The organism is Bradyrhizobium sp. Leo114 (assembly GCF_055229415.2).
The window spans coordinates 274281-287335 of record NZ_JBUYEN020000001.1 but is presented as its reverse complement, the minus strand read 5'-3'; the positions used below and the strand labels follow the sequence as shown (position 1 = coordinate 287335).

Genomic DNA, 13055 nt, shown 5'->3' with positions numbered 1-13055 from the left:
TCAGGATTTCTTCGGCCAGAACGGCTGCGATTGCGCGAGTTCGGGCGGATAGACGGTGACCGGCACGCCCGATTGCCACTGCACGATGACGACGCCGGCGCCGACGCGGCGGCCCTTGTCGTCGAATTTGAGCTGGCCGCCCGGATAGTATTTCGACGGGCCGGCATCCAGTGTGCGGAAGGCCTGCGCCACGGCCTGGCGATCAGCTTTGCCGGCCTTCTCCAGCGCTTCCTTCATCAGCCACATATCGCCATATGTCGAGATGACGTTCTGCGTCATCCAGGGCTCCTTGTATTTGGCCTTGAGCTCCGCGATGAGGTCCTCATGACCCTTTGACCCCCAGTTCGCGACGATCGTCATGATGCCTTGCACGACCTCCGGGCTGACGCTTTGCAGCATGTCCGGTTCGGCGATGGTGATGCTGAAGGAGACGGTCGGGATCTTGCCTTGGCCGAGGCCGAATTCGCTGATTTTTTCGAGCCCGAGCTTCGCGTCCGAGACGGCGTTAGGCATGAACAGCAGCAGGTCGGGCTTCGCGGAGCGGACCTTCTGGATCAGGGGAGTGGCATCGGATAATGGTGGCGTCCAGACTTCCTCGACGACGAGCTGCAATCCTTCCTGTGCGAACAACTTCTCCTTGAGCGCCTTGGCTGTGGCGACCGAGGTCGCGGTGTTGTCCATCAACATCGCCACCGTTTTCGGCCGCTTGCCAGAGGCAGCTTCCGCGAGCTTCATCAGCGTCGGCAATCCGAGTTCGGATTGACGGCTTGCCGTTGCGGCGGTCTGGAAGATGTACTTGAACCCGCGGTCGGTCAGCAGATCCGAATAGGACAACGTCAGCACTGGCAGTTCGGCGCGCTCGGTCACCTCGGTGACAGCCAGTGTGAAGGAGGAGAGATAAGCGCCGGTGGCGGCGACGAGGTCGGGCTCCTGCGCCACCATGCGCTGGGCTGCATTCTTGGCCTTCTCGGTGGTATCGCCGCAGTCGATCACCACTAGCTTCAGCTTCGCGCCGCCGAGCGCCTTGATGCCGCCCTGCGCATTGATGTGCTCGATGCCCATCTCGGCGCCCATCTTCATCACCTGGCCCGGCCGGGTATAGATTCCGGAGAGCGGCACGATCAGGCCGACCTTGACCTCAGCCGGTTGCTGTGCGCGCGCCACCTGCGTGAGGCCGACAGCGGCGGCACCCGACAGCACGGTGCGGCGGGTCAATCCCTTGGTCGTCTTGTTCATCTTGTTTTCTCCCTCCCCATTGTTCGTTGGCTCGTCACATGCCGAGATAGGCCTTGCGCACGCGGTCATCGGCGCGCAGGGTTTCGTTGTTGCCTTCGAGGACGACGCGTCCGGCCTCGAGGACATAGCCGTGATCTGCGGACTCCAGCGCCTCCGCCACGCGCTGCTCGACCAGCAGCATGGTCAGGCCGGACTGCCGGCGGATCTCGATCAGCCGCTCGAAGACGAAATCCGCGGTCGATGGCGCAAGCCCCATCGAAGGCTCGTCCAGCATCAGCAGTTTCGGCGAGGAGGCGAGCCCGCGTCCGATCGCAAGCATCTGCTGCTGGCCGCCGGACAGGGTGCCGGCGAACTGGCCGCGACGCTCCGCGAGCACCGGCAGCCACGCGAAGATGCGTTCGATGTTCGCCGCCCAGTCGCGTCGGCCGCTCTCGGTCATCGCACCCATTTCCAGGTTCTCCATCACGGTGAGCGAAGGAAAAACCTGGCGGCCTTCCGGGACGTGGGCGATGCCAAGGTGGGCGCGCTGCGCAGGTGGTACTGCGAGGAGATCGACACCGTTAAAGAAGATCCCGCCGCCGCTCGGCCTCAGGATGCCGGAAATGGTCTTGAACAGGGTCGTCTTGCCGGCGCCGTTCGGTCCAACGATGGCGACGAACTGGCCTGCATCGACATTGATGGACACACCGTTCAAGACGGGCTTTGCAGAGTGGCCCGCGCTCAATCCCTCAATGCGGAGCATGGGCCATCCATTTCTTGCCGAGATAGGCCTCGATCACGCGGCCATCGCGCGTGACGACCTCCGGCTCGCCCTCGGTGATGACGGCGCCATGGTCGAGCACGAGGAAGCTGTCGACCAGGCGAACCATCGCCTGCATCGTGTGCTCGATGATGGCGATCGTCATGCCGTCGCGCGCAAGCTGCTGGATGACGGCGACGACCTCGTCCGCCTCGCCATGGCCGAGGCCCGCGAGCGTCTCGTCGAGCAACAGGATGCGCGGCTGGCCTGCGAGTGCGCGCGCGAGCTCCATCAAGCGCAGTTCCTTGGTCGAGAGCTCGCCGGCGACGCGGTCTGCCACCGCAGAAAGGCCGACGCGCGCGACCGCGTCGGCGGCAAGCTTTCGCGCCTCTTCGTCAGTTCGTGCGCGCACATAGGCGCCGACCACGACATTGTCGAGGATCGACATGCGCAGGAATGGACGCATGACCTGGAAAGTGCGGCCGACGCCGGTCTCGCAGATCGTATGCGGGCGCTCGCCGGACATGTTGCGGCCATCGATCAGCACTTCGCCCTGGTTCGGTCGCAGGAAGCCGTTCAGGAGATTGAAAAGCGTCGTCTTGCCGGCGCCGTTCGGGCCGATGATCCCGAGGATTTCGTTCTTGTGCAGTTTGAAGCTGACGTTCTGGACGGCTTTCAAGCCGCCGAAAGAGCGAGAGAGGTTCCGGACCTCAAGCACAACTTCGCCGGTTGCGGCTCGCTGTCGGGCGGGCCGGGGCGACGTCACGGTTGTCGCCGGAGCTTGCGATCCATCCACCATCGCGGCCGCTTTTGGCGCCAGCCGCTTGCGCAGGAGATCTCGCAATTTCCAGAACAGTCCTTCCGGAGCGACCAGGATGACGCAGACGATGGCAAATCCGAAGATCACGCCCTGGATGCCAGGGAAACGTGCGCCGGCCTCGGCATGCAGGATTTCGGCCAGCGGGATCAGGATCACAGAGCCAATGACAGGGCCCCAGACCGTGCCGACGCCGCCGAACATCGCAACCGTCAGCGCCTGCGCCGACACCAGCATGCCGAACACCGATTGCGGGGTGACCACCAGCAGCACCTGCGCATAGAACGCACCGATGGCGGCAGCTATCGCGCCGCTCAGCGTGATCGCGCGCAGCTTCCAGGCCAGCGTATTGATGCCGGCGGCCTCGGCTGCGGCCTCGTTCTGCTTGATTGCCAGCAGCGCCATGCCAAAGCGGGAACGTTCGATGACCCGCGTCAGCAGGATCGTGGCAAGCATGATCGCCAGCGCCAGCAAGGTGTAGAGCCGGGGATCGGCAAACTGCATATAGGCGACGGGGGCGTCGCGCTTGATCGGGAGCGTGACTTCCTGGAAGCCGAGCCACTCGAACACGTAGAGAATGGCGAGCGGATAGGCCAGCATCGCCAGCGCGAAGTAGTGGCCCTGCAGACGAAAGGTCGGAAATCCGATCAGCAGCCCGGCAATGCCACCAAGCATTGCGGCGACCGGAATCAGGAGCCAAGGCGACAGGTCGAAGTAGATTTGTCCGAGCGCTGTCGTATAGGCGCCGATCCCGAAAAAGGCGGCGTGCCCGAACGAGATCAGCCCGGTGTATCCGCTCAGCAGATTCCAGGACAAACCGAACACCGCCCATACCGGGACCAGCGTCAGAACCAGTTGATAGTACGAGTTGGTGACGCTGAGCGAGATCGCCGCATAAGCGATCGTGAAGACGAGAGCTGGGACCAGCGAGCGAAATTGGTGCACGGTCATGTCCTCTCGACCATGCGCCCGAAGAAGCCTTGCGGGCGGAAGAAGATGATGAGGAGGAACACGACAAAGATCGCGGCGTTCTGCAACTGCGTCGGCAAAATCAGTGTCGACATCTGCTGGACCAGCCCGATCGTCATGCCGCCCCAGAAGGCGCCGATGATGCTGCCCATGCCGCCGAGAACGACGCCGGCATACATGACGATGACGTATTCGAGCCCGACGAAGGGATGGAACGGATAGTTGGTGGCGAGCAGGCCGCCGGCAATGGCCGTGATGCCGGAGCCGAGCGCGAAGGCGGTACGGTGCGCACGATCGACGTCAATGCCCATATAGGTCGCGGCGGTCGGATTGTCGGCGGCGGCACGAAGCGATTTTCCGATCCGCGACCGCGTGATCAAGAGCGACAGCAGCGTCATGATCAAAAGCGAAACGACAGCGTCGATGCCGCGCGCCTTGTTGATGAAGATGCTCATATCGAAGACCGGGCCGAGTTCCCACGCCGAGCTCGACAGTGGCGTGCGGATCGAAGCCAGCACCGACCCGAAGATGATGAGGCCGCCATTCTGGAGGATCAGCGCGATGCCAAGCGTCAGGATGAGCTGAGCATAGTGACCTTCACCCTCGAGCGAGGCCGTGCGTGTGCCCGACACATACGAAATCAGGGTACGGTGAACGACATAGCCGAACAGCGCGAGCACAGGGCCGGCCAGCAGGATCGCGATGAAGGGTCCGACAGCATTGCCGAAGACGGCCTGGACGCCGGCGGCGGTGAACAGGTAGAAGGCGACATACATGCCAAGCATCATGAAATCGCCATGGGCGAAGTTGATGACCCGCATGACGCCGAAGATCAGGCCAAGTCCGACGCACATCAGGCCGTACACGGCACCGATCAGCAGGCCTGCGGCGAGCGCTTGCAGAAATCCTTCCATCAGCAAGATCTCCGCGGCGCAGGGATAAGGCCGTTTTGCCGGCCGTCCTTCGCTGTCGTCGCTGCAACGCTGGTCTCACGGTCCGCCATTTCACCTCCGCAATATCTGGCGTTTCCTATGATGCCGATCGCAAAATCCGCTCCGGCGAGTCCAGCCGGCATTGCGCCGCGATCACGCTGGCATCGCCAAGCTGCTCGCAGCCATCGACGAGTTGTTCGAGGCGTTGCGCGCGGTCTTCGCCGATCACGCGCGTTGCCGCAGTTCGAAAGCGTGCGCGAATATCTGTAGGCGTTGCCGGAACGACATCGGCCAGGGCGTGTCTGATCGTTCTTCCGTCACGCAGGAACACAGTCACTTCCGCGCCTTGCTTGCCGGGGAAAGAGGCGGTGAAGCCGGGATCACTCTGCAGGATGGTTGCTGCAACGAGACGCAGGATTTCGGGATCGTCCAGCTCCGCGTAGTTCTCTTCCTCGATCTCGCCCCGCGCAAGCGTTGCTGCGACGCTGAACGGAATGCTCATCTTGGCCTGCAGTGCGTTCCGGTAAGGCCCCTTCGAGTCGCATCCGGGATAGCGAACAGCGGCATCCGGAGCGCGAATGATGATGCGATCGACGTCATCCGTGTTGGCGAGTTCGTGCGAGGCTCGAAGCGCGGCCTGCGCCGCGGTTTGGGCGAAGTTACAGGCCGGTGCCGGCTTGTTGTAGACGGCCATGATCTCGCACTCGCCGCCGCCGAAGAGTTCGATGCTGATGGGCGCTGTCTCGCGCCGATAGGCCGCGAACAGGCCGGCTTCGCCTTCGAGGATCATCTCCGACCCGAATGCGCCGGCTGCGGCGAGGCCTATTGCCTTGACCGCATTGCTTGTAGCGAAGCCGGGATGAAAATACATTTCTGAGGCGCCAGTGTGTGGCCACTGGTTCAAGCCGCTTGAGGTGTTGGCGGCGATGGCCATGGCGCTGGTCGCGGCGTCCTCGGACAGCCCGAGTGCGAAGCTTCCGGCCAGTGCTGCACCAAGCGGTGCAACCAACCCCGTCGGGCGGTACAAGCGTGCGAGCTCGGACGTAAAGAGCGCCCGGCCAATCCGCGCACCGGTCTCGTAACCGATGATGGCGGCGGCGAGCAGGGTGGTGCCACGCAGCGGAGCCTGCTCCGATAGCGCGAGCAGGGTTGGCCAGATCACGACGCCATGATGCGATATGCTGGCGGCATGCATGTCTTCTCGCACCAGCCCATGCCCCATCACGGCGTTGGCGAAAGCGGCGTCAGCTGGTGAGGCAAGCCGCGAGCTACCGATGATGGTTGCGCCGTCGCTAGCGGTGTGCGCGATCGTGACAGCCTGACGGCTCCAGGGGTGAGTGCCTGCCTCGAAGGCGCAGGACAGGAAATCGAGCAGGCACGCCTTTGCTTTCGCGATCACGTCGGGCTCGAAATCCGCGAGATCGACGGCAAGCGCGGATCGCGCCATCTGCCGCGCGAGCGATGCCTTGCCGGATCCGGTCGGGCCCATCGTCATCGCAATCGCTGCTCCCTGAAGCGTTGTGATCAGCCGCGCATCTGCACTCCGGCCCACTCCTCGACCACCTTGGCGATCGAGGTGAAATCGGATGCGGTGCCATATTTGGCATTGGTGATCGCGAGCATTTGCCGCACCACGGCGCCGCACACCATGGGCACGCCCATGGCTTCGGCCTCATCGACGCACAGCCGGACGTCCTTGTAGGAGAGGCCGGTGGTGAAGCCGAAATCGAAAGTGCCGGGCAACACCGAACGCGGGAACTTGTCTTCGGATGCGCTGTTGCGGCCGCTGCTGGCATTGATGATATCGATCAGGACCTTGGCGTTGACGCCGCCCTTCACGCCCATCGCCACGGCTTCGGATGTGATGACCAGAGCCGCCGCCGCCATCAGATTGTTGGCGAGCTTGGCTGTCTGCGCCACGCCGGGCATGTCGCCGGTGTAGAACAGCTTGCCGAAGTTCTTCAGGATTGGCTTGACAGTCTCATAGGTCGTCTGCGGACACGACACCATGACCGCCAGCGTGCCGTTGACAGCACCTTTGATGCCGCCACTCACGGGCGCATCGACCAGTGTCATGCCTTTTGCTTGCAGGCCCTCTGCCACGAGCTTGGCTGCGCCCGGGCCGGTGGTGGACAGATCGATCACGATTCGCGCGCGGCTTCCGCTGCTGATCCCATCCGGACCGAGCGCGACCGCCTTCACAATGTCTGGAGTGGGCAGGCTGGCCAGCACGATATCCGCGCGAGAGGCGACATCGGCGGGCGACTTGGCCAGCTGTGCACCGCGCTTGACCAGCGGCTCCGTCGCTTCGCTCTGTGTATCGTAGACGACCAGCGAATAGCCGGCGTCCATCAATCGCCCCGCCATGGGGCCGCCCATGCGACCCGTGCCAATGACGCCGAGCGTCTCTCCCGCCATCGTTCACTCCCGTGCCCGCGCGTTTCCAGGAACGCGCTCTTGTTGTTGTCGTTTGTCGTCATCGAGGCAGCAGTTCCTGCACCCGCGATCCTCACTGTTCGGATTGTCAGTCAATCTGTCAAGCAGAACATTTTGTGGTCGACAGTTGGCCGCGGGTCGGCTTATGGTTTTTGAAAATCGAGGAATCCGCTCAGGTGACACAAGACGAGGTTTCAAGCGTCAGCCGGACGCTCGGCGAATTTGTCGCCGCCACATCATGGGCGGATGTCGCGAGGCAAGGTCACGACGCCAAACGGTCCCTTCTCAACTTCTTCGCGACCGCACTGGGTTCGGCCCACGATCCGGCGGTGACGACCGCCCTGCAGACATTGTCGCCGTTCAGCGGCCCTCAGACCTCCGCGATCATCGGCCGCTCCGAGCGGCTCGATGCCCTGTGCGCGTCATTCATCAACGCCATCTCCGCCAACCTGCTCGACTTCGACGACACCCATCCCGAAACGATCATTCATCCGGCCGCGCCGGTTGCAGCTCCGGTGCTGGCACTCGGGCAGGCGCGCAAACTGTCGGGACGCGATGTGTTGACGGCCTTCATCCTCGGCGTCGAGGTCGAGTGCCGCATCGGCAATGCGGTCTCGCCGCGCCACTATGCGCGCGGCTGGCATATCACCTCGACCTGCGGGATATTTGGCGCGGCAGCCGCCTGTGCAAAGCTGCTGAGACTACAGGCCGACGGCATTGCTGACACGATCGGGATTGCCGCAAGCCAGTCGGCAGGCAATGTCGAGAACCTGCCGACCGCCGCCAAGAATGTGAGCGTCGGCAATGCCGCGCGTAACGGGCTTTTTGCCGCACTGCTCGCTCAGCAGGGGTATGCGGCCGCGCCCCGCGCCATCGAAGGGCCTCTCGGATGGGCGCGCACCATGGGCGACGAACCCGATCTCGACCGTCTGCTTGGTGGCCTCGGCAATACCTGGGAGATCGCAAGAAATACCTACAAGCCCTATCCAGCCGGCATCGTGTTCCATGCCGTCATCGACGCTTGCTTCCGCCTTCGCGATCGGATCGGTGAGCGAACCGATCAAATCGATTCTGTGACGGTGCAGGGCTCGGCGTTGTTGCTGGCGCGAGGTAATCGGCCGGTACATAACGAGCGTGACGCGCGCGTGAGTATCCATCATTGCGCGGCATGCGGTTTACTGATCGGTGCGGCCGGCATTGGCGAATTTGCGCACAAGACGGTGTTCCGACCTGACGTCGTGCAGTTGCGACAGAAGGTGAGGGCTGATCGTGACGACACGATGCCTGATGGCGCGGCGCGGGTGAGTGTGCGCCTCGTGACGGGCGAAGTCTTCACTGAGACCGTCACGTCGCCACGAGGCAGTCTGGCCGATCCGCTCACCGATCACGACATCGAAGCGAAGTTGCGCGCGTGCGTGCGGGCCGGTGGTAGCGATTGGGATCCGGACGATGTTATCGAGACGGTCCGGCAAATCGATGCGCTCGATGATGTTTCCAACTTGATGCAATGCTCTCCAAACCTGAAAGGACGATCATGAGCAAAAGCGAGTTGTTCGAAAAGGGCCTCAAAGTTCGCAAGGAAGTGCTCGGCGAGGACTACGTCAACAAATCGATCGCAGGCGCCGACGAATTCACCCGGACGATGGCGGAATGGTCGACCGAGTTCTGCTGGGGTGCGCTGTGGACAAGGCCCGGGCTCGATCGGCGTACTCGCTCGATCGTCAACCTGGCCATGCTCGGCGCACTCAATCGGCCGCATGAACTGAAGCTTCACGTCAAGGGCGCCCTGAAGAATGGACTTACCAAGGACGAGATTAAGGAAATATTGCTGCAGGTCGCCGTCTATTGCGGCGTGCCCGCCGGCATAGACGCATTCCGCAATGCTCGCGACGCTTTCAACGAAGTTGAGACGAAGTGACCTGCAGGAGGCTTGTCGGCCCGCTTTTGGGCGATGGCCGACGGGCCTCCTCGGATCAGGCCGTCGGGTTTCTGATCAGTTCTCTCGCGACCTCGATAAACCGCGCGGTTAGCGGGGAAAGGTTGTCCTCTCGCCAGGCCAGCGCGATATCCAGAGTTGCTTTGGCATCTTTGAGTTCGAGCGGCTTGATTCCCGGTGGCAGCGTCGGAGTGAACGACGCATCGAGAATCGTGCAGCCGAAGCCCGATCGTACGAGCTGAAGCAGCACCGGCAAGTCGTCGGCCTCCTCGATAACGTTCAATGTCACTCCTTTCGCTGCCGTCATATCGTCGACAAGCATCCTGAAGCCGCGCCATCGACTGGCGGTACCGATCACGATCGGCGTGGTCGCCATGCGTCGCAGCGTTATCGATCGTTGCCTGGCCCAGGCGTGACTGGCGGGGACAAGCGCGATGAGCCGTTCAGACGAGATGGGGATGCTCTTCTGCGGACCCGACGACACATTGGACATCATGAAGCCGAGGTCGATAGTGCCCTCATTCAGCGCTTCGGATTGCTCCGATGATGCAAGCAATCGTAGGCCGACTTGAGCTTCCGGGTACTTCTTGCGGAACTCTATGATGACATCCGACATCGGGCCGGTTGCGGCGAACGTAGAGTAGCCGACCATCACCGTGCCGCTGAGACCCTGCGCCACAGCGCCGGCGCGGGCAAAGGCACGTGTTAACCGTCGCATCGATTCGGCGGCTTCGCGATAGAGGGTTTCGCCGGCAGGGGTGAGCGCCACATGACGCGTCGAGCGCTCAAACAGAGGAAAGCCGAACTGCCTCTCGAGGTGCCGGATGCTGCGGCTGAGAGCCGGCTGAGCAATTCCCAACATCTGAGCCGCTTTTCGGAAGCTTAGCGTCTCCGCGACGGCAAGGAAATACTGCGTCTTGGCGTGAAGCGAGGGATGGATCATCTGAGGAACTGATATCATTTGGTCATCAATTGGCGTCCATTTAGTATTGGACAGGCATGAATACTATTTGCCAAATCGGTAGGCAATGATGGCGAGCGCGGGACGTGGCTTGGAGTTCCCTGCTGCCGCGGCGCCCGAGAACCCGTGCAGCGAAACGGAGGAAACATGCCCCAAGCGAAGGCGATGATCGTCGCGGCACAAGCCGAAGCGGCGGAGGCAGGGGCGACGATGCTGCAGGCCGGCGGCAACGCTATCGATGCAGCGATCGCGTGCGCGCTCGTGCAGGGCGTGGTGGACCCGCTGATGACCGGCATCGCCGGGTTCGGGAGCGCCGGCATCTACTTCCCGACGCAGAATTTTCACAAATATCTCGACTTCCATGCCCCGTCGCCGGCCGCTGCGCGACCCGATATGTGGGCACACCTGATCGAAGGCGAGGCGCGGGACGGCTATGGCTTCATTCTCAAGGGCAAGGTCAATGACGTCGGCTATCAATCGGCCTGCGTCCCGGCGTCGCTGAAAGCATATTTTGAGGCACACGCCAGATTCGGTGTGCTGCCGTGGCGCGACATTGTGGCTCCGGCGATCGAGTGGGCTGAGCGCGGCTGGATAGTGCGGCCGCATGTCGAGTTTTTCTGGTCCGATCCCGGCACGATGGGGCGTGCGTCCGGTGTGGAACGATTGGCGTTCTCGCCGTCCGGCCGAAGCCTCTATTGTCGCGACGACGGCACGCCGAAGCGCGTGGGCGATCTCGTGCGCAATCCGGACTATGCCAAGACGCTCCGCCTGATTGCCGAGGGTGGCTCTGACGTTTTCTATAAGGGTGAACTGGCGCAGCGCATCGCACGCGATATGCGGGAGCATGGCGGCCTAATCACCGCTGAGGATCTCGCATCGTATCAACCAAAATGGCTCGATCCGCTGCGAAGTACATATCGCGGCTACGAAGTCACCACCAATAATCCGCCCGGCGGCGGCCTCATGCTCGTCGAGATGCTCAATATGCTCGAGCGTTTCGATCTGGCGGATATCGGACATAACAGTGCCGAGTATCTCCGCGTCGTATGCGAAGCCATGAAGCGTGCGACCATCGACAAGGATAACTTCATCGGCGATCCCGGCTTCGTCGACGTTCCCACTTCACGCTTGGTGTCGAAGGACTACGCTGCCGCCATGGCAAAGGACATCGCGGCGCGGATCAAAGCAGATGTGCCGCGTCTCAATTCCGGATTTCCGTCGAAGGACACGACCCAGGTTTCGGTCATCGACCGCGACGGCAATTGCGTGACCATGACTCATTCGCTGGGAATGCCTTCCGGCGTTATCACCGATGGCCTTGGCTTCTTTTATAACGGATGCATGGCTGTGTTCGATCCGCGGCCGGGCCGGGCGGGTAGCATTGCGCCCGGCAAGGCGCGCTTCACTTCGGTATGCCCTTCGATCATTCTTCGTGATGGCAAGCCTTACCTGGTGATTGGCGCTCCGGGCGCCACCCAGATTGCAATGGGTGTGCTGCAGGCGATCCTCAACGTCCTCGATTTCGGTATGACCATGACCGAAGCGGTGAGCGCGCCGCGGTTCTCGGCAACCAGCAACGCGATCGATGTCTCAAATCGGATCATCCATCGCACCACCCGACAGCTCGAGGCCGAGGGATATGAGGTGATCCGCAGTCCGTACACGTTCGGATTCGCGGCCGTCCACGGCATCCGCATCGATGGCGACAAGCTCGACGGCGGAGCCGATCCCGGACACGACGGCATCGCGCTGGCCGTGTGAGTCGCTGAAAACAACGAAATTGGAGAGGGAAGAACGATTGTGAAGACATCAAGCCTGGGAATGGTCGTCGCGGCTGTGCTGGCGTCGTCCGCTAGCGCGTACGCGCAGGTCTCCGACGACGTGGTCAAAATTGGCGTGTTGACGGACCACTCGGGCGGATTCGCCTATCTCGTCGGCAAGCATTCGGTCGAGGCCACGCAGATGGCCGTTGATGACTTCGGAGGGAAGGTTCTCGGCAAGCCGATCGTCGTCGTCACCGCGGATCATCAGAACAAGGCTGATATCGCCTCTACGTTAAGTCGCAAGTGGTTTGACGCTGAAGGCGTCGATGCGATCACGGACGTTGCCGGTTCTGCGGTCGCGCTGGCGACGCAGGAGATTGCGCGTCCGCGCAACAAGATCCTGCTGATCTCGGGCGCAGCGACCACAGAGCTCACCGGAAAGGCCTGTTCGGCGACCACGACGCAGTGGAGCTACGACACATACGCGTTCGCCAAGGGCACCGCCAGCCAAGTGACCAAACAGGGTGGCACTTCCTGGTTCTTCCTGACCAGCGACTATGCCTTCGGTCACTCTCTTCAGAATGACGCGAGCCGCTTCGTCGAGGCGAACGGCGGCAAGGTGGTCGGCAGCGTGCGTTTTCCCTTTGGCTCGCCGGACTTCTCCTCGTTCCTCTTGCAGGCGCAGGCGTCCAAAGCCAAGGAAAATCGGACTGGCGATGTCAGGCGCCGATCTGCTGGCCGCCATCAAACAGGCTCGCGAATTCGGTATCGTCCAGTCCGGGCAAAACCTGGCGAGTCTGGTGATCTATATCAACGATATCGAGGGGCTTGGACTTAACGTCGCCCAAGGTTTGACGCTGACCACGTCATTCTATTGGGATGCTAACGATGAGACCCGCGCCTGGGCCAAGCGCTTCATGGAACGCTCCGGTGGGTTCATCCCAAATCTGATCACGGCCGGCACTTATGCCTCCGTGATGCACTATTTGAAGGGCGTGCAGGCGGCCGGTACCGATGAGGGCAGGGCTGTTGCCGCGAAGATGCGGGAAATGCCGGTGAACGACTTCTACAACAAGAACGTTGAAGTCCGGGTCGATGGTCGTGTGATGCACAAGACCTACCTGATGAAGGTGAAGTCCCCCGCCGAATCCAAATATCGCGGCGATTTCTATAAGGTGTTGGCTGAGATGTCCGGCGAGGAATCGTTCCGTCCGCTCCCCGAAAGCCAATGTCCGCTGGTAGGGAAATAGCTCTGCGTTGGTCCTG

General features: G+C 62.1%; 10 protein-coding genes and 1 pseudogene. 4 read left to right on the top strand and 7 right to left on the bottom strand.

The features are described from left to right. From ACZIRK_RS01280 to ACZIRK_RS01255, 6 genes are all read right to left on the bottom strand, one after another. On the bottom strand, positions 1 to 1236 hold the full coding sequence (locus ACZIRK_RS01280) for an ABC transporter substrate-binding protein (protein WP_474417415.1): 1236 nt from the start codon (positions 1234 to 1236) through the stop codon (positions 1 to 3). A gap of 34 nt (positions 1237 to 1270) precedes the next feature. Then, complete coding sequence (locus ACZIRK_RS01275) at positions 1271 to 1978, bottom strand: ABC transporter ATP-binding protein (RefSeq protein ID WP_463326802.1); 708 nt, start codon at positions 1976 to 1978, stop codon at positions 1271 to 1273. After that, positions 1965 to 3743, bottom strand: a complete 1779-nt coding sequence (locus tag ACZIRK_RS01270; protein ID WP_463326801.1) for a branched-chain amino acid ABC transporter ATP-binding protein/permease — start codon at positions 3741 to 3743, stop codon at positions 1965 to 1967. The genes ACZIRK_RS01275 and ACZIRK_RS01270 overlap by 14 nt, the downstream gene beginning before the upstream one ends. Then, a complete protein-coding gene (locus ACZIRK_RS01265) occupies positions 3740 to 4675 on the bottom strand; it encodes a branched-chain amino acid ABC transporter permease (RefSeq protein ID WP_463326800.1) in 936 nt (311 codons plus the stop codon). Before ACZIRK_RS01265 ends, ACZIRK_RS01270 begins: the two co-directional genes overlap by 4 nt. Before the next feature lie 115 nt (positions 4676 to 4790). Then, entirely contained in the window at positions 4791 to 6188 is a 1398-nt protein-coding gene (locus tag ACZIRK_RS01260) for an MmgE/PrpD family protein (RefSeq protein ID WP_463326799.1), read from the bottom strand. Between the two features lie 29 nt (positions 6189 to 6217). Next, positions 6218 to 7111, bottom strand: coding sequence for an NAD(P)-dependent oxidoreductase (locus ACZIRK_RS01255; protein ID WP_463326798.1), 894 nt, complete (start codon positions 7109 to 7111; stop codon positions 6218 to 6220). An 11-nt stretch (positions 7112 to 7122) separates the two neighbouring features. On the opposite strand from ACZIRK_RS01255, the gene ACZIRK_RS01250 reads away from it, so the two are divergent. After that, on the top strand, positions 7123 to 8667 hold the full coding sequence (locus ACZIRK_RS01250; RefSeq protein WP_463326797.1) for an MmgE/PrpD family protein: 1545 nt from the start codon (positions 7123 to 7125) through the stop codon (positions 8665 to 8667). Next, positions 8664 to 9047: a carboxymuconolactone decarboxylase family protein gene (locus tag ACZIRK_RS01245; protein ID WP_028164705.1), complete on the top strand. Its 384-nt coding sequence runs from the start codon at positions 8664 to 8666 to the stop codon at positions 9045 to 9047. Before ACZIRK_RS01250 ends, ACZIRK_RS01245 begins: the two co-directional genes overlap by 4 nt. Before the next feature lie 55 nt (positions 9048 to 9102). Here the strand turns inward: ACZIRK_RS01245 and ACZIRK_RS01240 are convergent, their stop codons facing one another. Continuing rightward, positions 9103 to 10026 (bottom strand): LysR family transcriptional regulator, encoded by a 924-nt coding sequence (locus tag ACZIRK_RS01240; protein WP_463326796.1) that lies wholly within the window; start codon positions 10024 to 10026, stop codon positions 9103 to 9105. A gap of 147 nt (positions 10027 to 10173) precedes the next feature. Here ACZIRK_RS01240 and ggt point away from each other — a divergent pair, with 147 nt between their 5' ends. Both ggt and ACZIRK_RS01230 read left to right on the top strand, forming a co-directional pair. Next, a complete protein-coding gene (ggt, locus tag ACZIRK_RS01235) occupies positions 10174 to 11787 on the top strand; it encodes a gamma-glutamyltransferase (RefSeq protein WP_463326795.1) in 1614 nt (537 codons plus the stop codon). A 60-nt stretch (positions 11788 to 11847) separates the two neighbouring features. Next, positions 11848 to 13039 (top strand): annotated as a pseudogene (locus ACZIRK_RS01230) (ABC transporter substrate-binding protein). The last annotated feature ends 16 nt before the right edge of the window (positions 13040 to 13055 follow it).

Bases quoted from the DNA above. Each gene is read 5' to 3' on its own strand.
- ACZIRK_RS01270 (WP_463326801.1), bottom strand. From the start codon at position 3,743: ATGACCGTGCACCAATTTCGCTCGCTGGTCCCAGCTCTCGTCTTCACG.
- ACZIRK_RS01255 (WP_463326798.1), bottom strand. From the start codon at position 7,111: ATGGCGGGAGAGACGCTCGGCGTCATTGGCACGGGTCGCATGGGCGGC.
- ACZIRK_RS01240 (WP_463326796.1), bottom strand. From the start codon at position 10,026: ATGATATCAGTTCCTCAGATGATCCATCCCTCGCTTCACGCCAAGACG.
- ACZIRK_RS01245 (WP_028164705.1), top strand. From the start codon at position 8,664: ATGAGCAAAAGCGAGTTGTTCGAAAAGGGCCTCAAAGTTCGCAAGGAA.
- ggt (WP_463326795.1), top strand. From the start codon at position 10,174: ATGCCCCAAGCGAAGGCGATGATCGTCGCGGCACAAGCCGAAGCGGCG.
- ACZIRK_RS01280 (WP_474417415.1), bottom strand. From the start codon at position 1,236: ATGAACAAGACGACCAAGGGATTGACCCGCCGCACCGTGCTGTCGGGT.
- ACZIRK_RS01260 (WP_463326799.1), bottom strand. From the start codon at position 6,188: ATGACGATGGGCCCGACCGGATCCGGCAAGGCATCGCTCGCGCGGCAG.
- ACZIRK_RS01265 (WP_463326800.1), bottom strand. From the start codon at position 4,675: ATGGAAGGATTTCTGCAAGCGCTCGCCGCAGGCCTGCTGATCGGTGCC.
- ACZIRK_RS01275 (WP_463326802.1), bottom strand. From the start codon at position 1,978: ATGCTCCGCATTGAGGGATTGAGCGCGGGCCACTCTGCAAAGCCCGTC.